Annotated in this window: 20 protein-coding genes; 14 read left to right on the top strand and 6 right to left on the bottom strand. The window is 59.4% G+C overall.

Features of this window, described 5'->3' with window-relative positions; translation table 11 throughout:
• Positions 1 to 3: 3 nt before the first annotated feature.
• A complete protein-coding gene (locus QZ534_RS03740; protein ID WP_296931568.1) occupies positions 4 to 780 on the bottom strand; it encodes an FCD domain-containing protein in 777 nt (258 codons plus the stop codon).
• A gap of 220 nt (positions 781 to 1,000) precedes the next feature.
• Between QZ534_RS03740 and QZ534_RS03735 the strand changes: the two genes are divergently transcribed.
• From QZ534_RS03735 to QZ534_RS03720, 4 genes are read left to right on the top strand one after another with little or no spacing between them, the layout of a single operon-like run.
• A complete protein-coding gene (locus tag QZ534_RS03735; RefSeq protein WP_296931566.1) occupies positions 1,001 to 1,840 on the top strand; it encodes a (Fe-S)-binding protein in 840 nt (279 codons plus the stop codon).
• On the top strand, positions 1,837 to 3,288 hold the full coding sequence (locus QZ534_RS03730; protein ID WP_296931564.1) for a LutB/LldF family L-lactate oxidation iron-sulfur protein: 1,452 nt from the start codon (positions 1,837 to 1,839) through the stop codon (positions 3,286 to 3,288). The genes QZ534_RS03735 and QZ534_RS03730 overlap by 4 nt, the downstream gene beginning before the upstream one ends.
• Positions 3,285 to 3,956 (top strand): lactate utilization protein C, encoded by a 672-nt coding sequence (locus tag QZ534_RS03725; protein WP_296931562.1) that lies wholly within the window; start codon positions 3,285 to 3,287, stop codon positions 3,954 to 3,956. Before QZ534_RS03730 ends, QZ534_RS03725 begins: the two co-directional genes overlap by 4 nt.
• The gene (locus tag QZ534_RS03720) at positions 3,953 to 6,769 is read left to right on the top strand and encodes an FAD-binding and (Fe-S)-binding domain-containing protein (RefSeq protein ID WP_296931560.1); all 2,817 of its coding nucleotides are present in this window, start codon (positions 3,953 to 3,955) and stop codon (positions 6,767 to 6,769) included. Before QZ534_RS03725 ends, QZ534_RS03720 begins: the two co-directional genes overlap by 4 nt.
• 3 nt (positions 6,770 to 6,772) lie before the next feature.
• Here QZ534_RS03720 and nfsA read toward each other — a convergent pair whose 3' ends face one another.
• The gene (gene nfsA, locus QZ534_RS03715; RefSeq protein ID WP_366935809.1) at positions 6,773 to 7,510 is read right to left on the bottom strand and encodes an oxygen-insensitive NADPH nitroreductase; all 738 of its coding nucleotides are present in this window, start codon (positions 7,508 to 7,510) and stop codon (positions 6,773 to 6,775) included.
• A gap of 141 nt (positions 7,511 to 7,651) precedes the next feature.
• Here nfsA and QZ534_RS03710 point away from each other — a divergent pair, with 141 nt between their 5' ends.
• A complete protein-coding gene (locus QZ534_RS03710) occupies positions 7,652 to 8,842 on the top strand; it encodes a diguanylate cyclase (protein ID WP_296931557.1) in 1,191 nt (396 codons plus the stop codon).
• Here the strand turns inward: QZ534_RS03710 and QZ534_RS03705 are convergent.
• Positions 8,822 to 9,616, bottom strand: a complete 795-nt coding sequence (locus QZ534_RS03705; RefSeq protein ID WP_296931556.1) for an enoyl-CoA hydratase-related protein — start codon at positions 9,614 to 9,616, stop codon at positions 8,822 to 8,824. The genes QZ534_RS03710 and QZ534_RS03705 overlap by 21 nt on opposite strands.
• Before the next feature lie 249 nt (positions 9,617 to 9,865).
• Here QZ534_RS03705 and QZ534_RS03700 point away from each other — a divergent pair, with 249 nt between their 5' ends.
• From QZ534_RS03700 to QZ534_RS03675, 6 genes are all read left to right on the top strand, one after another.
• On the top strand, positions 9,866 to 10,681 hold the full coding sequence (locus tag QZ534_RS03700) for an ABC transporter ATP-binding protein (protein ID WP_296931555.1): 816 nt from the start codon (positions 9,866 to 9,868) through the stop codon (positions 10,679 to 10,681).
• On the top strand, positions 10,681 to 11,559 hold the full coding sequence (locus QZ534_RS03695) for a branched-chain amino acid ABC transporter permease (protein WP_296931553.1): 879 nt from the start codon (positions 10,681 to 10,683) through the stop codon (positions 11,557 to 11,559). Before QZ534_RS03700 ends, QZ534_RS03695 begins: the two co-directional genes overlap by 1 nt.
• Position 11,560: 1 nt before the next feature.
• Positions 11,561 to 12,604 (top strand): branched-chain amino acid ABC transporter permease, encoded by a 1,044-nt coding sequence (locus tag QZ534_RS03690; RefSeq protein ID WP_296931551.1) that lies wholly within the window; start codon positions 11,561 to 11,563, stop codon positions 12,602 to 12,604.
• A 71-nt stretch (positions 12,605 to 12,675) separates the two neighbouring features.
• A complete protein-coding gene (locus QZ534_RS03685) occupies positions 12,676 to 13,884 on the top strand; it encodes an ABC transporter substrate-binding protein (RefSeq protein ID WP_296931549.1) in 1,209 nt (402 codons plus the stop codon).
• Between the two features lie 8 nt (positions 13,885 to 13,892).
• Entirely contained in the window at positions 13,893 to 14,702 is an 810-nt protein-coding gene (locus QZ534_RS03680) for an ABC transporter ATP-binding protein (protein WP_296931547.1), read from the top strand.
• Positions 14,699 to 16,501 carry an AMP-binding protein gene (locus tag QZ534_RS03675; RefSeq protein ID WP_296931544.1) on the top strand — a complete coding sequence of 601 codons (1,803 nt, stop codon included), beginning with the start codon at positions 14,699 to 14,701 and terminating at the stop codon, positions 16,499 to 16,501. The genes QZ534_RS03680 and QZ534_RS03675 overlap by 4 nt, the downstream gene beginning before the upstream one ends.
• A gap of 12 nt (positions 16,502 to 16,513) precedes the next feature.
• Here the strand turns inward: QZ534_RS03675 and QZ534_RS03670 are convergent, their stop codons facing one another.
• Both QZ534_RS03670 and QZ534_RS03665 read right to left on the bottom strand, forming a co-directional pair.
• Positions 16,514 to 16,834: a hypothetical protein gene (locus QZ534_RS03670; RefSeq protein WP_296931542.1), complete on the bottom strand. Its 321-nt coding sequence runs from the start codon at positions 16,832 to 16,834 to the stop codon at positions 16,514 to 16,516.
• Between the two features lie 91 nt (positions 16,835 to 16,925).
• Positions 16,926 to 17,876: a hypothetical protein gene (locus QZ534_RS03665; RefSeq protein WP_296931540.1), complete on the bottom strand. Its 951-nt coding sequence runs from the start codon at positions 17,874 to 17,876 to the stop codon at positions 16,926 to 16,928.
• A 131-nt stretch (positions 17,877 to 18,007) separates the two neighbouring features.
• On the opposite strand from QZ534_RS03665, the gene QZ534_RS03660 reads away from it, so the two are divergent.
• Positions 18,008 to 18,646 carry a hypothetical protein gene (locus tag QZ534_RS03660; protein ID WP_296931538.1) on the top strand — a complete coding sequence of 213 codons (639 nt, stop codon included), beginning with the start codon at positions 18,008 to 18,010 and terminating at the stop codon, positions 18,644 to 18,646.
• 26 nt (positions 18,647 to 18,672) lie between these two features.
• Here the strand turns inward: QZ534_RS03660 and QZ534_RS03655 are convergent, their stop codons facing one another.
• Positions 18,673 to 19,560 (bottom strand): LysR family transcriptional regulator, encoded by an 888-nt coding sequence (locus QZ534_RS03655; protein WP_296931537.1) that lies wholly within the window; start codon positions 19,558 to 19,560, stop codon positions 18,673 to 18,675.
• Between the two features lie 126 nt (positions 19,561 to 19,686).
• On the opposite strand from QZ534_RS03655, the gene QZ534_RS03650 reads away from it, so the two are divergent.
• Both QZ534_RS03650 and QZ534_RS03645 read left to right on the top strand, forming a co-directional pair.
• Positions 19,687 to 21,129 carry an aldehyde dehydrogenase family protein gene (locus QZ534_RS03650; protein WP_296931535.1) on the top strand — a complete coding sequence of 481 codons (1,443 nt, stop codon included), beginning with the start codon at positions 19,687 to 19,689 and terminating at the stop codon, positions 21,127 to 21,129.
• A gap of 11 nt (positions 21,130 to 21,140) precedes the next feature.
• On the top strand, positions 21,141 to 22,142 hold the full coding sequence (locus QZ534_RS03645; protein WP_296931533.1) for a membrane dipeptidase: 1,002 nt from the start codon (positions 21,141 to 21,143) through the stop codon (positions 22,140 to 22,142).
• Position 22,143: the final 1 nt, after the last annotated feature.

Here is a 22,143-nt window from a genome sequence, read left to right as displayed (position 1 = left end):
TGCTCAGGTTCGCGCCAGTTTGTCCCGCCGCAGGGACCGCTCCAGCCGGCGGTTATTCTCGCTTCGTTCCGAGAGCACCTTCTGGACGTAGAGAATGTGCTTGCCCGCCAGTTCCCGGGCCTCGTCCGCCCGGCCTTCGATGATTGCCTCGTACAGCATGCGATGTTGCTCAACCAGCCCCTGTCGGGTTTCTGCCTCCCTCCGGTACATGCCGCCGATATTGGTCACCACATTGCTCTTGAGCATGTTGAACAGGTTGCGAATGGTGTGCAGAAGAATCACGTTGTGGCTGGCTTCGGCAATGGCCAGGTGAAAGCGTGCGTCCGCCGCGCCTTCGGCTTCCAGATCCCGCTCTTTGTCAGTGGTGTAGCAGGCTTGCAGCGCCTCATAGGCAGTTTTCAGATGGGCGCGGTCCACCTCGGTGGCGCGCAATGCTGCATAGTAGGCGCAGTCCGCTTCCAGGGTGCGCCGGAACTCCAGCAGGTCCCGCTGTGCGTCCGGGCGGTTCTCCAACAAGGGAATCAGCGGGTCGCTGAAGCTCCCCCCGAGGGATTCGGTGACATAGTTGCCGCCGCCTTGTCGGCTTATCAGTAAGCCCCTGGCAGTGAGTCGCTGAATGGCTTCGCGCAGCGAAGGGCGTGAGACTCCGAATTGTTCCGACAAAACCCGTTCTGGTGGCAGTCGCTCGCCGGGCTGCAGGGTGCCCTCCAGAATCATGGTTTCCAGCTGTTCAACAATGGTGTCTGCGAGTCTTTTCGGCGCGATGTGTCCGATGGCCATTCCAAATTCTCTCGTATCGGAAATTTATTGGTAATACCAATATCACAAGTGATCGTCAGGACCAAGTGTTAGCCTGAAGATGACCGTAAAAGTGTGCTTTTTGCATCAAAAAATTTTGACATTGGCAGTCTTTTTCAAATACCTTGGTAAAACGTCAATGTCAATTGGTAATACCAATTTATAAATTGGTCAGTTTGAGAGTGTATTGAGGCACCAGCCCATGAGCGACCTGTTTTACGATGCCGCCCCCAATGCCACCCGCGTCGCCCCTGAGCGGGAACCCGAAAGGCAATACCCGGAGAAGCCCGAGGCCATCACCCTGTTTGGCACCTGCGTGGTGGATCTGTTCTTCCCGGAAGCCGGGCTGGACGCTATCCGCCTGCTGGAACGGGAAGGTGTTCGCGTGCATTTCCCTCAGGAGCAGAGCTGCTGCGGGCAACCCGCCTGGACTTCCGGGTACCGCGAGGAGGCCAAAGCCGTGGCCCGTGCCCAGCTGGATATACTCGATCGATCAGGCCTGCCAGTGGTGGTCCCGTCCGGCTCCTGTGCCGGCATGTTCCGGCATCATTACCGGGCCCTGTTCGACGACGAGCCCGACACGCTCAAGCGAGTGGAAGCGCTGGCAGAGCGCACCTTCGAGCTGACCGAGTTTCTTCTGAAGGTCTGCCGGGTGCAGCTGGCAGACCGGGGTACGCCCAGCAAAATCGCCCTGCACACCTCCTGCTCGGCCCGGCGGGAAATGAACACCCACCTCCATGCCCGTGAGTTGCTGCAGCAGCTTGAAAGTGTCGAGCGCGTTGATCACGACCATGAAAGCGAATGCTGCGGGTTCGGCGGCACCTTCTCGGTGCGGATGCCGGAAGTCTCCGGTGCCATGGTCAAAGACAAGACCCGTTCGCTGATGGACTCCGGCGCGGTGGAAATGGTCACCGCCGATGGCGGCTGCCTGATGAACATCAACGGTTCCCTGGAGAAACAGAAAGAGAGCTTCCGGGGCCGGCACCTGGCCAGTTTCCTCTGGGAGCGGATCAATGGCGCCAGCGAAGGGGAGGTGGCATGAACCAGCGTATTCCGGTAACCGAACTGGCCCCGGATTTTCGGGGCCGCGCCGAAGAAGCCCTCGCGGACGGGCAGCTGCGCAACAATTTCCGGGTGGCCATGGACTCGCTGATGACCAAGCGGGCCAATGCCTTTCCCGATGCTGATGAGCGTGAAGGGCTAAGGGAGCTGGGCAATCGTCTCAAGGCCGGTGCCCTGTCGCGGCTACCGGACCTGCTGGAGCAGCTGGAACAGAAGCTCACTGAAAACGGCGTCAAGGTTCACTGGGCGGAGACCGTCGAGGAAGCCAACGATCTGGTGCATGGCATTATTGAAGCCCGCAAGGGCCGCCAGGTGGTGAAAGGCAAGTCCATGGTCAGCGAAGAAATGGAGATGAACGATTACCTGGCGGAGCGGGGCATCGAGTGCCTGGAATCCGACATGGGGGAGTACATCGTCCAGCTCGATAACGAAAAGCCTTCCCACATTATCATGCCGGCGATTCACAAGAATGCCCGGCAGGTCTCCAAACTGTTCCACGAAAAGCTGGGGGAGCCGGAGACCGAAGACGTCAATCAGCTGATCCAGATCGGACGGCGGACTCTGCGTCGGAAATTCATGGACGCGGATGTGGGCGTTTCCGGGGTGAACTTTGCGATTGCCGAAACCGGCACCCTGCTGCTGGTGGAAAACGAAGGCAACGGTCGCATGAGTACCACGGCGCCGCCGGTGCACATTGCCGTGACCGGTATCGAAAAGGTGGTACCGAACCTGAGAGATGTGGTGCCACTGGTGTCTTTGCTGACGCGCTCAGCTCTGGGGCAGCCCATTACCACTTACGTGAACCTGATTTCCGGCCCCCGCAAGCCAGACGAACTGGATGGCCCAGAAGAGGTCCACCTGGTGCTACTGGATAACGGCCGCACCGGCGCCTTTGCCGATGCCCAGATGCGCCAGACCCTGAACTGCATCCGTTGCGGCGCCTGTATGAACCACTGCCCGGTGTATACCCGGGTGGGCGGCCACACCTACGGTGAGGTTTACCCGGGCCCCATCGGTAAGATCATCACGCCGCACATGGCCGGGCTGGACAAGGTGCCGGACCACCCCAGTGCTTCCTCCCTGTGCGGGGCCTGCGGAGAGGTCTGTCCGGTCAAGATTCCCATTCCCGAACTTCTGCAGCGCCTGCGCCAGGAAAACGTGAAAGACCCGGAGCAGCCGCAGCAGGTGAAAGGTGGCGGGGCCAAATATTCCCGTACGGAACGGTGGATCTGGCGTGGTTGGCAGATGCTGAATACACGGCCAGGCCTGTATCGAAGTTTTCTCTGGGCCGCGACCCGCTTCCGGGCGCTGGCTCCGAAAAAGGCCGGCCCCTGGACTGAGAATCACAGCGCACCGGTGCCCGCCCGCCGTTCCCTGCATGATCTGGCGGCGCGGCACCTTGATAACAATGGAGGCCGGCCATCATGAGTGCCCGCAGCAATATTCTTGGTAAGTTGAGAAACAGCCTCGCCGGCACCACACCGCGCCCCGACGAGTTCGATGAGGGCCTTGTCACCCGGCCCTGGCGCTATGCGCCGGAAGACCGGATCGCCCGGTTGCGCAGCCTGATGGAGGCAGTCCACACGGAAGTGCATCAGTGCCGTTCTGACAACTGGCCGGAATTGGTGGCCGACCTTCTGAACAAGCGCAATCTCACCAACCTGTTGTGCGCGCCGTCGAAAGAACACGGCCGGGCGCTGCAGGCTCACTTCGAGGCCACGGAGCAGAAGGTCGAGTTGCTGGCCTATGATCGGCCGGTGGAAGCCTGGAAGGAAGAGCTGTTCTGGAATGTGGATGCCAGCCTGACCGGCACCCTTGGCGGTATTGCCGCCACCGGCACAATCGTCCTGTGGCCGGATCGCCACGAACCGCGGTTGATGAGTCTGGTACCGCCGGTCCACATTGCCCTGCTCAGGGCCAGCGAGATTCACGACAATCTGTATGACATGATGGTGGCTCAGGACTGGGCCGCCGGGTTGCCCACAAATGTTCTGCTGGTGTCCGGCCCGTCCAAGACCGCGGACATCGAACAGGTGCTGGCATACGGTGCCCACGGCCCCCGTGAGCTCATTGTGCTGGTTCTGGAGGACGTATGAGTTTTTCCGCAGCGGTATTGACACAGATCCGGCAACGGATTCCGGATAACCGGGTCTTTAACGACCCGGTTTCCACCCTCGCATTCGGAACCGACGCCAGTTTCTATCGGCTGATTCCCAAGGTGGTGGTGCGGGTTCAGGATGAGTCAGAGGTTGTCGATCTGCTGGCAATTGCCCGCAGTCACAAGGTGCCGGTGACCTTCCGGGCCGCGGGTACCAGTCTTTCCGGACAGGCGATCAGTGACTCGATCCTGATTGTCCTGGGCGATCAGTGGAACGGCCACGACATTCGGGAAGAGGGCCGCCAGATTCGGCTTCAGCCCGGTGTCATCGGCGCACAGGCCAATGCCTGGCTCGCGCCGAAAGGCTTCAAGATCGGACCGGATCCGGCGTCCATCAATGCCTGCAAGATTGGCGGCATTGTTGCCAATAACGCCAGCGGGATGTGCTGTGGCACGGCCCAGAACAGCTACCACACCCTGGCCGGCATGCGTTTGGTGCTGGCGGACGGGGCCGTATTGGATACCGAGGATCCGGCGAGCGTATCGGCGTTTCGCACCAGCCATGGTGATTTGCTGGCGGCCCTGAAAACGCTGGCCAGCAATACCCGGGAGAATTCGGAGCTGGCGGAGCGTATTCGCCACAAATATCGTCTGAAGAATACCACCGGCCTGTCCCTGAACGCCCTGGTGGATTTTGAGGACCCCCTCGAGATTCTCACTCACCTGATGGTGGGCTCCGAAGGCACCCTGGGCTTCGTCAGCGCCGTAACTTACAACACGGTACCCGAATACCCCGACAAAGCCACGGCCCTGCTGGTGTTCCGGAACGCGGAGAGCTGCTGCCGGGCGGCGTCGGCGTTGCGGTCGCAGCCTGTGGCGGCGGTGGAGCTGCTGGATCGCCGCAGCCTTCGCTCGGTGCAGGACAAACCCGGCCTGCCGGACTGGATTCATGATCTGTCGGAGGAGGCCTGCGCGCTGCTGGTGGAGACCCGGGCTTCCTCTCCGCAGGTTCTGGATGAGCAACTGAGCCGAATCAGGGCCTCCCTGGCTGACTTCCCGCTTGAGCAACAGGTGGATTTCACCCGCGATGCCAAAGTCTCTGACCAGCTCTGGGCCATTCGTAAGGGCACGTTCCCGGCGGTGGGCGCGGTTCGACCGAAAGGTACGACCGTGATCATCGAGGATGTGACCTTCCCCATCGATCAGCTTTCCGAAGGGGTCACCCGGCTGCAGTCGCTGTTCGTGAAACATGGCTACGACGACGCGATCATCTTTGGTCACGCCCTGGAGGGCAACCTGCACTTCGTCTTCCCCCAGGGCTTTGACGACCCCGCGGAAGTCGCCCGCTATGAAGCCTTCATGCAGGATGTGTCGCAGCTGGTGGCGGTGGAGTTTGGCGGTTCGCTGAAGGCGGAACACGGCACCGGCCGCAATATGGCGCCGTTCGTGGAACTGGAATGGGGGCACGATGCCTGGCAGCTGATGTGGCAGATCAAGCGGCTGCTGGACCCGGAAAACCTGCTTAACCCGGATGTCGTGCTTTCGGAAGACCCGCAGATCCATCTCAAGAATCTGAAGCCTTTGCCCGAGGCAGATCCGCTGGTGGACAAGTGCATCGAATGTGGCTTCTGTGAGCCGGTGTGCCCGTCTGAAGGGCTGACCCTGTCGCCGCGCCAGCGCATCGTGATCTGGCGGGACATCCAGGCCCGCCGCCGTGCCGGTGAAGACACTGCCGAACTGGAGAAGGCGTACCAGTATCACGGCCTGGATACCTGTGCAGCGACCGGTCTCTGCGCCCAACGCTGTCCGGTTGGGATCAATACCGGGGATCTGGTGCGCAAGCTGCGCAGTGAAAAGGCCAACGGCCAGTCTGTGGCCAACCAGTTGGCAAAACATTTCGCCGGCGCCCTGAAAGCGACCCGTTTTGTGCTGGCCAGCGCTTCAATCGCCGAGAGACTGCTGGGTGCGCCCCTGCTGACCCGACTCAGTGGCGGCGTTCGCAAGGTGTCCGGTGGTCGGGTCGCCCAGTGGGATCCGAGTCTGCCCCAGCCGGTGCGGTTTGTTTCACCGAAAACGCCGGAACCGTCCGATGGCCGGCCCCGGGTGGTTTATCTGGCGGCCTGTGTGTCCCGGACCATGGGCCCGGCCCGGGGCGATAAGGCGCAGGAGCCCTTGATCAATGTGACCAGGCGGTTGCTGGAGAAGGGCGGTTACCAGGTGGTGTACCCGGAGACGCTGGACAGTCTGTGTTGTGGCCAGCCTTTCGCCTCCAAAGGCTATCTGGAACAGGCGGCGACCAAGAAGGACGAGCTGATTTCGGCGCTGCTGCGCGCCAGTCGCAATGGGGTGGATCCGATTTACTGCGACACCAGTCCCTGCACCCTGCAGATCCGCGAGGCCGCCGAAGAGGCCGGCCTGACGCTGTTTGATCCTGTCCGGTTCATTCGTGATCATCTCTACGAGCGTCTGGATTTCGAGCCGGAGCAGACCCCGCTGGCGGTGCACGTCACCTGCAGTACCCAGCATCTCGGGGAGTCGCAGGGGCTGATCGATATCGCCCGTCGTTGCAGTACCAATGTGGTTATTCCCGAGGGCATCCACTGCTGTGGCTTTGCGGGGGATAAGGGCTTCAACGTGCCCGAGTTGAACGCCCACTCCCTGAAAACGCTGGCAGAACAGACGGCCGGATGCGAGGAAGGTATCTCCACCAGCCGAACCTGCGAGATCGGGCTCAGCCGCCACAGCGGTATCGACTACCATGGCCTGGTGTATCTGGTGGATCGGGTCACCAGGCCAAAAGTCACTGCCTAGCGGCTATTTCATCTCGAAGCCGCATTTACGCAGGAAATCGCGCATATGCGGCCGCAGTTTCGAGGTGAACAGCGGCTTGAGCTGCTCGGACCAGGTGGTGTCCTTGTTGCCGCCGGTCCGCTCCCGGTAATACTCGTTCATGGTGCGATCGAATCCGGCCACCAGCTCTTCGTCCCGGGCATCGGAGTAGTAGTCTTCCCTCAGGATGGCCTCCACCGGCAGTCTGGGCTTCACCTCCGGGTTATGGTCCGGGTAGCCGAGACACATGCCGAACACCGGATAGACATGCTCCGGCAGTCTCAGAATCTCGCTGATGGGCGCGGGGTTGTTTCGGATGCCGCCGATATAGCACAGCCCGAGCCCTTCGGATTCCGCAGCGACCGCCACGTTCTGGGCCATCAGACTGGTGTCGATGGTGGCCACCAGCAACTGTTCAGTCATCCCTCTTACAACCTCGGCCCCGGCTCGTCCCGCGGCATCGGTTGAGCGGCGCATATCGGCACAGAACACCAGAAAGTCCGAGCAATCGGCAATGTAGCTCTGGCCACCGGCGAGTTCCGCGATTTTCCGGCGGTTGTCGGGATCGATCACGTGAATGATCGAGTAGGCCTGCACATGGTTCGAGGTGGCGGCGCACTGGCCGGCGCGAATCAGTTCCCTGAGCAGGTCAGGCGGAATTTTTTCACTGGTGAATTTGCGGATGGAACGGTGGGACTTGAGCAGTTCTATGGTTGGATTCATGGGATCTCGCAGTGAGTTCATGGATGTCGCGCCAGTCTGTGACAATTATCATACCAAACGCTACACAGTTCGCGCGCAGGCGCGGAAGCCAAACTGATACGCTGGAAGATCTCATCGTCTAGCCTGGAACGCCGTGCTTTTATGGACCTGAACCTGCACCTGCCAACGCTGCTGGTCACTTCGGTCATGATCAACCTCCTGATCGGCGGCATGCTATGGGCGATCTATCATCTTCGCCATCGGGAGCGCTGTTTCCTGTTTTGGGCCCTCGCCTGCCTGACCTTTGTGTCGGGTACCGCATTCGCAGTGGCCAATGAGCTGGCAGACGCTCCAGGGGTTCTGATATTCGTCGCCCACCTGTTTCTTGGTGGTTCCCCGTTGTTGGTCCTTGCGGGTATCCACGCGCTGGTGGGTTTGCCAATAGCGGGGACCAGAAGATCCTCCCGTATCATCCATGGCGCCTCGCTACTCTATCTGTTCGGCCTGGCTGTCAGTGCGGGTTGGGATCCGGTGGTGGCCAGATTCCTGACTGCGATGTTCTCGGCATTGATGTTCAGCCTGGCGATCTACCGGCTGGGCTCGATCGAGCGCAGGCCCAGGCTACCCCTTCGCCTTCTGCAAACCCTGTTCGGCGTCCACGGGACGCTGATGATGACCCAGGTACTGGTGATCGCAGTCGCTATGAGCGGAAGTACGCAGCTGGATCTTCAGGGGCTGCTGAAACTCATTCTGATGAATCACCTGTTGCTGGTGAGTGCCACGGCCATGGCGCTTCCGTTACTGGCGTTCACCCGTTCCGAACAGGCTCTGGTGGTGCTGGCGGAGCGTGACGGGCTCACCCAGCTGTACAATCGCAGGGCGTTCTACCGGGAAGGCGAGCTGGCATTTGCAAAAGCGCAGCAGGATGGAAACCTTGTCACTGTGCTTATGATCGACCTGGATCATTTCAAGCAGATCAACGACCGATGGGGGCATGCCACTGGCGATGAGGTATTGAAGGTCGTTGCAAGTCTGATGAAAGCCGAGCTGAGGGATGACGACATCATTGGCCGCGTTGGCGGTGAAGAGTTCGCAGCCTTGCTTCGCAACAATAATCGCGAAGCGATTGAGGCGATAACCGGGCGCCTGTTGCACAGAATCGTTGAGGCAGGTCGGGAGGTAAGCGGTGTTCCGGTGCATCTCTCTGCCAGCATCGGTGGCGCTTCGCTCACCCGGGACCATGGCTCTTTTGAAGACGTCATGGCATCAGCGGACAAGGCGCTTTACCGGGCCAAGCATAATGGCCGCAACCGGGCGGAGTTTGTGCCGGCGTCAGCGGCCGCGAAACTCTGACGCCCGTTTGGCGAGAAACGCCGACACACCCTCCGCAAAATCCCCGGTCCGGGTCATTTCAATAAACGCTGCGCGCTCCGCTTCCAGATGGTCGGCCAGCCGGTCACCGTTGGCCCGATCAATCAGTTGGCGAAAGGCGCCAAAGGCTCGTGTTGGTCCCTGGGCGACTTTTTCGATCATCCGGTTCAGCCGGTTGTCGAATTCGCTGTCCGGGGCTACTTCGTTGACCATGCCCCAGTCCCTGGCCTCGGAGGCGCTCAGGGTGCGCCCCAGTAACATCAGCTCTGCCGCTCGGCCGGCGCCGAGCTTGTGGGCCAGGGCCCAGCTGCCGCCACAGTCCGGAACCGCGCCGATTCCGTTGTAGGCCACCAGAAACTTCGCGTCTTCCTCGGCGATCACCAGATCGGCCATTAGTGTGAGACTGAGCCCTGCGCCGGCGGCGACGCCCCTGACCGCAGCGATCAACGGGGCATCCATGCTGCGCAGGAGCAGGATGGCAGGATTGACAGCATCCAGGATGGCGTTGATGGCTGCCCCGGCCTGCTCCGACGTGCCGGCCATGCTGGACACGTCGCCACCGGCCATGAAAGCCCTTCCCGCACCGGTCAGAACAATGCAACGAACACCGGAAAGGTCGTTTATTTCCGTAACGGCCGCAAGAAAGGCCTCTGCCAGAGGCACATCGATGGCGTTCAGGGCCGCGGGGCGATTGAAGGTCAACCTGACCACCCCTGTTCCGGCGTCAAATGCGGTGGTGACCAGTGTGTCTGTCATGGTGAATCGCCTCCCGTTTACCCGGATCTGAAGATCAGAAACCTGCGGATTATTAATTGTCCTCGGTCGGGTATCAGGATAGAGCGGTTTGCCTAATCTTGCCGGAATGGACTACTTTAAACCTGAATCGGGGTTCACCCCGACGACAAGAAAAAACAAAAATTACAATCATCTTCGGGCGTGGGATGGGTATTGTCAGGGCGTGTTCGCGTGCCTGTGTACCCGGCGCCAGGGGTGCCGGGAGGTAGTTTGAGCATCCTTGAGATCAGTAACCTGTCTCTGTCGTTTGGTGGTGTGAAGGCGCTGCAGGACGTGAGTTTCCGGGTGCCAGAGAACACTGTAACGACCATTATCGGTCCGAATGGCGCTGGTAAGACATCGCTGTTCAATTGCATCTCGGGTTTCTACAAGCCCCAGCAGGGTGCGATTCATTACCAGGGGCAGCCACTGCCGGGCAATATCAAGCCACCGAAACGGGCGGCAATGGGCCTGGCCCGAACCTTCCAGAATATAGCCCTGTTCCGGGGCATGACCGTACTCGACAACATCAAGCTGGGCGCCCACGTGCATATGAAGAGCGGGCTGCTCAGTGCCCTGGCCTATTTTGGCCCGGCCCGGCGCGAGGAAATGGCCGTCCGCAAGGATGTGGAAGAGCGGATCATCGATTTCCTCGAGATAGACCACATCCGTCGCCAACCGGTCGCGAGCCTTTCCTACGGCCTTCAGAAGCGGGTCGAGCTGGCCCGGGCGCTGGCCATGCAGCCGAAAGTATTGATGCTGGATGAGCCGGTGGCGGGTATGAACCGGGAAGAGAAAGAAGACATGGCCCGGTTTATTCTGGATATCCGCGAAGAGTGGGGCGTCACTGTGCTGATGGTGGAACACGACATGGGCATGGTGATGGACATTTCCGATCACATTGCGGTGCTCAATTTTGGCCAGGTGATCACCGAAGGCCTGCCAGCGGATGTTCAGAACAACCCCGAGGTGATCAAGGCGTACCTGGGCAACAGTGATATCGACAGCCTGCGCAAGAAGCTCAACGCCGAAGGGGAGGCTGCCTGATGGATTGGTTGTTCTTCGGCGAAATCAGCCTCGCCGGCCTTGCCATGGGTGGCCTTTACGCCCTTATCGCTCTGGGCTTTGTGATCATCTACAAGGCCACGAAGGTCATCAATTTTGCCATTGGCGAGATCATGATGTTTGCGGCCTACCTTTTCCTGGCGTTTGCCGGTGGCATGGAACTGTCGCCCTGGATTGCCCTGCCAATGGCCGTTATCGGTGGCAGCATTCTCGGTGGTGTGATTGAAAAGACCATGATCCGGCCGATGCTGGGGGAATCGCCAATTTCCGTGGTGATGGTCACCATCGGTATCGCCAACATCCTGGTGGGCCTGGTGGAGTTTATCTGGACCGCTGATCCCCAGCTGCTGCCCAATTTCCTGCCCCGGGAGCCGGTGTTTATCGGTGAGCTGTATCTGGCCCCCAAAATTGCCTACGGCTTTCTGATCGGGTCGGCATTGCTGATTATCTACCTGCTCTATTTCCGCTTCTCCCGGGGTGGCGTGGCGCTGCGAGCGACCGCCTCGGACCAGGCGGCCGCCTATTCCATGGGCATCAACGTGCGCCGGGTGTTCAACATGGCCTGGGTGTTCGGCTCCCTGGCGGCGTCGCTTGCAGGTGTGCTGGTGGCGGCCACCGGTGGGTTGAGCCCGCAATTCGGGATCATCGGCCTGAGTGTACTGGTGGTGGTGATCGTTGGCGGTCTGGACAGCATTCTCGGCGCCCTGGTGGCCGGCGTGTTCATCGGCTGGCTGGAGACCGTGGCGGGCGCCTATCTGGGCGGCGAGTACCGGATGCCGGCCACCTTCCTGGTGCTGGCGATCATCCTGGTAATCCGCCCCTACGGCCTTTTCGGCACCCACGAAATAGAGCGAGTGTAAGATGCGCATCGGTGACGCAAAACAGAGCTACGAGGCCGATGAGGCGATCTGGACCAGCCAGACCCAGAAATTCTGGCTGGGGCTGTTTCTTCTGATTCTGCTGGTCTTTCCGTTTGTAGTGAATTCCTATCTGCTCTATCTCGGGTGCCTGGTTGGCATCGCCGTGATCAGTACCACCGGCCTGAATATCCTGACCGGTTTTACCGGCCTGATTTCCCTGGGACAGGCGGGATTCATGGGGGTGGGCGCCTACACTGTGGCCTGGCTGTCGATTAACACTGCGCTGCCATTCCCGGTGACTCTGTTGCTGGCCGGTCTTATGGCCGCGGCAGTCGGGATCCTCGTGGGCCTGCCCTCGCTGCGCGTCAAAGGCCTGTATCTGGCCATCGCCACTTTGGCGGCAAGCGTATTCCTGCACTTCATTTTTGCCGAGTGGGAGTCGGTAACCGGGGGTATGGGCGGCCTGAGCCTGGAGCCGGCGCACCTGTTCGGGCTGACCTTCCAGAGCGATTTCAGGATGTATTTCATCATTGTGCCCCTGGCGGTGCTGATGGTGCTGGCGGCCCGAAACGTGTTCAGAACCCGCATTGGCCGGGCGTTTATCGCCATTCGTGACCGGGATATTTCCGCCGAGATTCTCGGGATCAACCTGTTGCGCTACAAGCTGATGTCTTTTGCGCTCAGCTCCTTCTACGCCGGGATTGCTGGCGGCCTGTTCGCTTATTTCTATCGGGTGGTCACGCCGGAGAGTTTTCCGCTTTCCATGTCCATCTTCTATCTGGCGGCCGTGATCGTGGGAGGTATGGGGAACTTGCTGGGTGGCATTCTGGGTGCCGCCTTCATGACCCTGGTGCCAGAAGCCCTGAAACTGCTGACCGCTGCACTGACGCCCTTTTATCCCAACGCCCCGGTGTTCATGTCGCCGATGCTGGAAATCATCTTTGGTGCCCTGATCGTCGGCTTTCTGATTTTTGAACCTCACGGCCTGGCCGAGATCTGGCATCGGATCCGCCGCTTCTTCCGCCTGTGGCCGTTCCGTAATTAATCGTGTTTCAACGGGTTCGCTACCGGGAACCCATGCACCACCAACAACAAGAAGCAGCAAGGAGAAGAAACATGTTCAGAAACATCCTCGAAAAAGGTCGCCGGCTTGCCGGGCTGGGTAGCCTGGTCGCTGCGCTGACAGTTGCTACCCCCGCGATGGCGCAGGACAAGGAGCCCATCGTATTCGGCGGTTCTATCCCGCTCTCCGGTGTCTTTGCCTTCGCCGGCATTCACCTGCACGCAGGGCTGACCGACTACACCAACTGGATCAACAGCCAGGGCGGCATCAATGGTCACCCGGTGGAATATGTCATGGAAGACACCGCCTACGAGGTGGACCGATCGGTGGCGGCGTTCAAGAAGATTTCCGGCAGCAGTTCTCCAGCCACCTATTACGGTGACAGCACCGGTTTCATGAAGGCCATTGCTTCGGAGCTCAACAGCCAGGGCAACACCCTGATGAGCGGCGCGTCTTTCGCTACCGTGCTGACCGACAACGAAACCTATCCGTACCAGTTCATTCCGGGGCCGAACTACAGCCAGATGTTCGGCATCATCCTCGAGTACATCGCGTCCCAGGGTGAGGATGGCGATATGCCGAATGTGGCCTTTGTCTACAGCGATACCGAATTTGGCAAGGACCCGATCGAGAACGGCAAGGCCCGCGCCGCCGAGCTGGGCATCGAAGTGGTGGAAGAGATTGTCACCAAGCCGGGTAGCGTCGATGTCTCCGCCGAGGTGCTGAAGCTGCGCCGGGTGCGCCCGGATTACGTGGTATTCCACGGCTACGTGCTGTCACCTATCAACGAGTTCATGGTGCAGATGCGCCAGATGGGTCTGGACACCCAGTTCATGGGCACCTTCTGGTCCTCCGACAAACTGATCATCGACAAGATGGGCGCGGATGCCGACGGCTACATGGGTGTGATGCCCTACAACTACTACGACAGCGAGGAAAGCGGCCCGATGCTGGATGCCCTGAGGGCACAGGCCGAGAAGAGTGATCCGGAGGCTGGTTACCGTCCGACCGGCTATATCCAGGGCTGGTTCAACGCCATGGTATGGACGGAGGTAATCAAGCGCACCCTCGATGCCGGTAAGGAGCTCAACGCGGATAATATGGCGGAAGCCCTCGCTTCCATCGAGGACTGGGATACCGGCGGCATCATCGGGATTCCGGTAACCGTGCGGGACATGTCCTTCCCGGTAGGCCGCATCTGGCGGGTCAACGCTGACGAAGGTCGCTATGAGCCGGTGTCGGACTGGATCCACCTCGACTGAGGGGCTGTATGGAAGCCTTACTGGAAATCGATAATATCGAGGTGGTCTACAACAAGTCGGTGCAGGTCCTTCGGGGCCTGTCACTGCGGGTGCCGGAGGGCGCCATCGTGGCGCTTCTCGGCTCCAATGGCGCTGGCAAATCCACCACTCTTAAAAGTGTCTCCGGGCTGCTGACACTTGAAGACGGCGAGGTAACCGCCGGCGAGGTTCGTTTCCGGGGGCAGGATGTGAAAGGCACGCCCCCGGAAAAGCTGGTGCGTAACGGACTGTTCCACGTGATGGAAGGGCGACGGGTGTTCGAAGACCTCACGGTGGAAGAAAACCTGATTGCCGCCACCTACGCTCTCAGCGGCAACAAGCCGTCCCTGAGTGACAGCTATGAGCTGGTTTATAACTATTTCCCGAGACTGAAGGAGCGCCGCAAGCAGCTGGCCGGTTACCTCTCCGGAGGAGAGCAGCAGATGCTGGCCCTGGGGCGGGCCCTGATTGCCCAGCCGGAGCTGATTATGCTGGATGAACCGTCCCTCGGTCTGGCGCCGCTGCTGGTTGAAGAGATCTTTACCATCGTGGCCAGAATCAACCGCGAACAAGGGACCGCTATTCTTCTGGTGGAACAGAACGCGGCGGTGTCACTGGCGATTGCGTCCTACGGTTACATCATGGAGAACGGCAAGATCGTGATCGACGGCCCGGCCGACAAGCTCACGGCCAATGAAGATGTTCAGGAATTCTATCTGGGTGTGGGTGGTAAGGAAGGTGAAGCCCGCAGTTACCGCGATATCAAGCACTACAAACGCCGTAAACGGTGGCTGTCATGACAACACCTGCTGTACCTGACCTGACCCTCACTCAAATGTTGCGTGCCCACGCTCGTGAACGGCCGGACGCCCTGGCACTGCGCCAGAAAGATTTCGGTATCTGGCAGGCCTATTCCTGGCAGGACTATTACCGGCGGGCCCGGCACTTCGGGCTGGGGCTCCGTGCCATGGGGCTTGAGCCTGGCGGTCACGTGGCCATTATCTCGGAAAACCGGGTGGAGTGGGTCATCGGCCAGATGGGCATCGGCCTGGTGCAGGGCATCTGTGTCGGGGTTTATCCCACCAGCCCCTGGAACGAGGTGGCCTATGTTCTTGAGCACAGTGACGCGGAATTCGTGATCTGTGAAGACCAGGAACAGACCGACAAGGTGCTCGAGGCCTGGCCAGATCTGCCAAGACTGAAGCACTGCATTGCCATCGATATGAAGGGCCTGCGCTATTACCCGGAGCCGCCATCGGCGTTCGAGGACATCGAGGCCCGCGGCCGGGAATTTGAAACACAGCATCCCGGGCTGGTGGATGAATTGCTGGACAGCCAGCAGATGGATGACACCGCTCTGATGATTTATACCTCTGGCTCCACGGGCCGCCCGAAGGGTGCCATGATCAGCTGGCGGAACCTGCATGCGGCGGCGCCGGGACTGATCGAACTCCTGCAGACGGATGAGCACGGCTCCAGCCTGTCTTACCTGCCGCTGTGCCATGTGGCAGAACAGGCCTTTACCAATATAGCGCCGGTCTACGTCGGCAGTACCGTCAGCTTTGGCGAGAGCCTGAGAACCGTACAGGAAGACTTGCGGGAGATTGCGCCGACCGTGTTTCTGGGCGTGCCCAGGATCTGGGAGAAATTGCACTCCGCCATTTACATCAAGGTCCAGGAGACCGGCCGGTTCCGGCAGGCCTTGTTCAACTGGGCGATCCGCGTGTGTTCGCCCATGGCCACGAAGCGGCGCTCGGACTGGAATCTGAAGGAAAAGTGCCTCTATGGCCTCAGCTATTGGCTGGTGTTGCGGGCATTGCAGAATTTTATCGGCCTGCGCCGATGCACTATTGCCCTCACCGGGGCGGCCCCCATATCCACCGGCATTCTGGAGTTCTTTCGAACCATCGGAATTCCTCTGGTGGAAGTCTACGGCCAGACGGAAAGCACCGGTGTTGCCACGGCGCAACCACTGGATGACGTGCATCTGGGCACGGTTGGGGTGGCAATTTCCGGCGTTGAGGTGAAACTCGGGGAGCACAACGAGATCATCATGCGCGGTGGCAGCATGTTCAAGGGGTATTACAAGAACGACGAGGCCACCGCCTCAACCCTGAAAGACGGCTGGCTGCATACCGGCGACGTGGGTGAATGGCGGGACGGCCAGCTCAGGATTGTTGACCGTCTGAAAGACATCATGATCACTGCTGGCGGCAAGAATCTTTCACCAACGGAGATCGAAAACACCATCAAGGCCAGTCCCTACATCAAGGAATGCATTGTGATCGGTGAGGCCAGAAAATATGTGTCTGCGCTGATCCAGATTGATTTCGACACGGTGGCCAAGTGGGCAGAGCAGGAGCGGATTGCCTACACCACCTTCCGGAGCCTGACCGAGCAGCCCCGGGTAAATGAACTCATCCAGGCCGAAGTGAACAAGGGCAACGAGAAGTTACCTCAGGTAGCGCAGATCAAGCGCTTCCATTTGCTGACCAAGGAGTTGGACCACGACGACGATGAGGTGACGGCCACCATGAAGGTGCGCCGTAGCAACATCTACGAGAAATACACCGAGGTGATCGAGTCGCTTTACGCCTGAGAGTGAGGCGGCCTAGAAACCGGCGCCTTCTTCCACCCGGGACCGCTTCACGTACTGGGTCAATGCCGCATTGAGTGTTGCCAGAACCAGGAACAACAGGATGCCCTTGGGGACCAGGGCGTGAATTTCAGGGTTGGGCGCAGTGCTGGCGGTTACCAGGATCAGGCCCAGAATGTTGCGGGCCAGGCGCATGGTAAGCATGGCGCACAGATAGCCGGACTGGAAGGCCGATTCGGCACCCCTGAGCAAACGGCCGAAGGCCGGCATCAGGTGCACGGTGTTGAGCAACAGAACAGAAAATATAATTAACTGAAGAACGCTGAAAATGGTCATGTCCAGAGACTACCAAACGACACAGCTGGCTAAAAAACGGACGAAATTATCCCTGATTGGGCAGATTTAATCCAGTTCAGGTCGCCGCTGGCTAATAGCTGCTGTTCAGAAGGTCGTGGTAATCACTTCGAAATCGTTGAAAACTCAGATGGTTATTTCGATGGTCCACCAAACCTGCTGAGTTGAACGCCTCTACAAAGGCCCGGGACTCTCCCGTGTTGACCTCGCCGCGGAAACCGCCGTCCCAGTCCAGCAGTTGCACCATTTCCAGCAATACCGTCATCGCCAGGGCGCCGTTGGCTTTTTCCAGGTACCGGTACGCCAGGCCATAATGCTCAAAGCGATACGGTGTGTTTGCAGCGTCGGCGGCGGTGACATCCCAGAGGGGATCGTAGTCATAGTGCTGATAAACCGGAGCAACGGGCTCCCCTGCTACAACGACGGCCTGGCCCTCCGAGAACCAGTAGGGCAGAAGGCTGTAACCCGCATCATACCGGGACAGGTTTTCCTGGACGAAATGGGCCAGCTCGTGGGCAACGAACTGGCCGGTCTCATAGGGCCACTGACCGTAATACGGGGTGAACGCTACGGCGGCCATTGAGGCCGACACAAACTCAGTGTGTGGCACCCCCGGGCTGAGGCAGCCGATTACCTGTCTGGGATAGGGAACTGCCGCGCTGCGGTCCTCGACAAAATCGGACCAACGCAACTGGAACCGACTCAGCACACCGTCGATCCGACGTTCAAGCTCCGACGCGGCAGCCCGGAAGGAGGTCTCGCTGTAAGCCGGCGAGCCAAAGACCCGAACCCGACCGCTGTGAGTCTCGAAATACAGGGGTTCGTTTCGGCAGGCTTCGGTAGGGCCGGTGAGTGCCCAGCTTACGGTGGGAAAGTGCCGACCGGTATCCCGTGCGTCGTAGAACAGGCCGGAAACGAAGCCATCTGAATCCGGGTGATGATAATCGTCTGAAGTAGTGACCTTGCAGCCGGTCAGCCCCATTACGAGAACACTGAGTATCAGCAAGACCTTACTGGTTGTCATGAACCACTCCTGAATCGATCCTGTTTTCCGGAATGATCGCAGGGTTTACGGGGAGGCTCCGTCAACGGGGTGTAAAAATCAGGTAAAGCAAGCTAGCGTATTGATTGAGATGGGTAAGAAGGAACGGATAGATGGATTACATCGCTCCTGTCAGCAGTGCCGTCATGGCGATCGTCTGGATTGTCTACTTCCAGCTGTTTTTCCTGCAGTACAAAAGGAACAACCGCCCCTACCTGGTGATTCACCACGCCCAGAATGAAAACCCGGATGCCCTGTGTCTTCTGGTGAACATGGGCAAGGAAACGGTGCACGTGCAGTGTGTCCAAGTGGTTCTCCATACCCGTGCCGGCGAAGAGAAAACCATCACGGTGACCGAGTACCGTCGGGTCGGCGCGGACGATACCAATGTGCATCAGGTATTAAGGCAGGGGCCCTTGCAGCCCGGTGGGTACCTGGTTCTTGGGTCCTTCCGGAACATCATTCTGGGACGTCGCAGCGAAGAAAGTGAAAGCGATTACCTGTTCGAGGACATTACTGGCGTTGAGATCCGGGCAGCGGTGATTCACGGACCTACAAAATATCCGGTTGGTGTGCGACGGAGTTTTTCTCTGGAGCATGAGGGCGGCCCCCAGATTTTTCCGCGCAATATTCACAGCGAACAGCTGGTGCGCAGAAAGGATCGGCATCAGGTACGTCGCTGGGTTGAAGAGGAACTGCAGCCCGAGCGTAAGGGAAGGTCGGAATCAGATGATTCCGATCAGTCCCAGTGAAGGCCGGTTCGTCGGGTATTGACGATTCACGATATGGCCATGCCCGCCAACTCGGCATGAATCATCTTCTCCAGAGCCTGGGCGGAGGGTGACAGCGAGCGGGAAGCCTGTTTGATGATGCCGATCTTGCGTACCAGTTTCGGCTCGCTCAAAGGAACAAAGCACAGCTTGTCGTTGTTGATCGGGAAAGCCAGTCGCGGAAGCGTAGTGATGCCACTGCCGGCTTCCAGCATGGCGAGCAGCGAGATCATGTTGGAGATAAAAAAGTCATTGTTGTCCACCAGGCTGGCTGCGGGGGTGTGCTTCAGAAGCCGGGATGTGCCGTTGGCAATAAAGCGCTCTTCGGACAGCTCCTGCCATTTCAGACTGCGGCGCCGGGCCAGAGGATGGTCCTTGCGCATGACGACGCCAACGTTGTCTTCAAACAGTGGGCTGAAGGCCAGGGTTTCATCCTGAACCCACATGCTGCTGATGCCCAGATCCACCTCGCCATTGGCCACCAGTCGACACACGAACTCCGCGTTTTCGTCATGAAGGTTGATGTTGATGTCCGGATGCCGGGCGACAAAGGCTGCGAGAAATTCCGGCATAAGCCGGCTGGCAACCGAGGGTACGGTTGCCAGGGTTACACGCCCCTGATGCCCCTCGGCCATGTGTTGCAGCTCGTTCGCCAGCCGGTCGTGCTGGTTGATCAGTTCCTGGAACCTGGGGAGGCAATACTCGCCGAACGGGGTTAGCTGCCCTTTGTGGGTTTTCTCGAACAGGGGTTGTCCGAGCCGCTCCTCCAGATCGCGAATGGCCATGGACAGCGCTGGCTGGCTCCGATGGAGTTTCAGGGCTGCCCCGTGAAAGCTGCCCTCATCCCGTACCGCCAGAACGTAACGCAGAGGCTGAATCTTGAGTTCGATCGACATGTGGCACCTGACTTAACCTGTTTATCCCGCCAAGGTATAAGAAAAACTTACTAAAAACACGATATTTTTGATTATCTTTATTGGGATGAGGCGTCTAGTCTTTGGGGATCATCTAAGGAGGATCCCATGCCAAAGTCACACGCACTCTACATCGGCGGCGAGTGGGTTGCAGGCGCCCATGACGCCCAGCCCAATCAGAACCCTTCCGACCTCAGCGACATTATCGGCCACTACGACCAGGCCAGTGCCGAGCAGGTAAAGCAGGCCATCCGTGCCGCACAGGCCGGCCAGAAACTCTGGGCAGAAACCGGTCTTGAGACCCGCTACAGCGTGTTGATGGCGATTGGCAATGAATTGATCGCCCGCAAGGATGAGCTCGGTGAGCTTCTGTCCAGGGAAGAGGGCAAGCCCCTGGCAGAAGGCAAGGGTGAGGTGTATCGCTCCGGTCAGTTCTTCCAGTATTACGCGGCAGAAGTGCTTCGCCAGATCGATGATCGGGTTGCGTCTGTGCGACCCGGTGTTGAGATAGAGACCCGCCGTGAGCCGCTCGGCGTGGTTGGCGTAATCAGTCCCTGGAACTTCCCGATGGCGACCGCCGTCTGGAAAATTGCTCCGGCTCTGGCCTTCGGTAACGCGGTGGTGTTCAAACCGGCAAACTTGGTGCCCGCCAGTGCCTGGGCACTGACCGAAATCATCAGCCGCCAGAGCCTGCCCGCCGGCACCTTCAATCTGGTGACCGGCAGTGGTCGTGAGGCCGGCGAGGCCCTGATCACCAGTCCGGATGTCCAGGCCATTACCTTCACCGGCTCTCTGGATGTGGGTCGGCGGGTGGCCTCGGCCACCGCAGCCAACCTGGTGAAATGCCAGCTGGAAATGGGTTCGAAGAATGCCCTGATTGTGCTCGACGATGCTGATCTGGATCTGGCGGTTGAAGCGGCGTTTGCCGGTGCCTATTCCGGCTCCGGGCAGAAGTGTACGGCATCGTCGAGATTGATCGTTGTGGATTCCGTGCATGACCAGTTCGTGGACAAACTGACCGCGAAGTTGGCCGGTGCAAAGGTTGGCCCGGCGCTGTCCGAGAATACCGCGATCGGCCCCATTGCCAGCAAAAGCCAGCTTGAGGCCAATCAACGCTGGGTGAGCGTTGCCCTCGAGGAGGGTGCCACCATGGCCTTCGGTGGCGACCATGTGAGTGCGGGTACAGACGGTTACTACATGCAGCCGGTGCTGTTCACCAATACCACCAACGATATGAGCATCAACCGCGACGAAGTGTTTGGCCCCGTGGCCTGTGTGATTCGTGTGCCGGATTATGAAACCGCCCTGGCGACGCTGAACGACACCAATTACGGCCTGACCGCCGGTTTGATCACCCGTTCCCTGCAACGTGCCTCCGATTTCAAGGCCCGGGCCGAGACCGGTTGCGTGATGGTGAACCTGGCGACCGCTGGCACCGATTACCACGTGCCGTTCGGTGGCAGAAAAGACTCCTCCTTCGGGCCTCGGGAGCAGGGCCAGTATGCGCGGGAGTTCTATACGGTGATCAAAACCTGTTACACCAAGGCCTGAGGTCTGCCACCATGTCAAAGTCTGTGCTTACCATTGATGGCCTTCAGTATTCCAACTGGTCGCGAGCCATTTTTGAGCAAATGCGGGAAGGCGGTGTGGACGCGGTGCACGCCACGCTTGTCTATCACGAGAATTGCCGTGAAACCCTGCTGCGGTTCGGCGAGTGGCAGCGCCGCTTCGAGGAACATTCCGATCTGATCATGCCGGTGCTTGAGGCCAGCGATATCGAACTGGCCAGGGAAACGAACCGGGTCGGTATTTTCTTCGGGGCCCAGAACTGTTCGCCCATTGAGGACGATATCGACCTGGTGGCCATCATGCGCCGGTTGGGCTTGCTGATCATGCAACTGACCTACAACAACCAGAGTCTGCTGGCCTGTGGCTGCTACGAAGCGGAAGACAGCGGCATTACCCGGTTTGGCAGGCAGGCAATCCGCGAGATGAACCGGGTGGGTATGCTGATTGACATGTCTCACAGTGCCGAGCGGTCGACACTGGAGGCTATCGAGCTGTCAGAGCGGCCGGTCATCATCTCCCATGCCAATCCGGCCAGCTTCCACCCAGCCAAGCGCAATAAATCCGATACGGTGTTGCGTGCCATCGCGCAAAGCGGCGGCATACTCGGATTTTCAGTGTACCCGTTCCACCTCAAGAACGGTCCGGACTGCACTCTGGACGAATTCTGCGGCATGGTGGCCGATACCGCCGAACTGATGGGGATTGATCACATCGGCATGGGGACGGACCTGTGCCAGGGACAGCCGGAGTCGGTACTGACATGGATGCGTAACGGGCGCTGGAGCAAGGCCATGGACTACGGCGAGGGCAGTGCCGCTAACGCAGGCTGGCCCTCGCCACTGGCCTGGTTCAGCGACAACCGTCACTTTCCGAATATCGTGGAAGGTCTCCGACAGAAGGGATTCAACCACGAGGAAATTGAAAAGATCATGGGCCGAAACTGGCTCAGGCAGTTAACCGAGGGTACGCGGCCCGCTGTAAACGCCGCGTTCTGAT

Origin of the sequence: uncultured Marinobacter sp., from assembly GCF_913055835.1 — a bacterium.
Taxonomy (GTDB): Bacteria; Pseudomonadota; Gammaproteobacteria; order Pseudomonadales; family Oleiphilaceae; genus Marinobacter.
The sequence above is the reverse complement of the archived record's forward strand: the minus strand, read 5'-3'. Positions and strand labels throughout refer to the sequence as shown.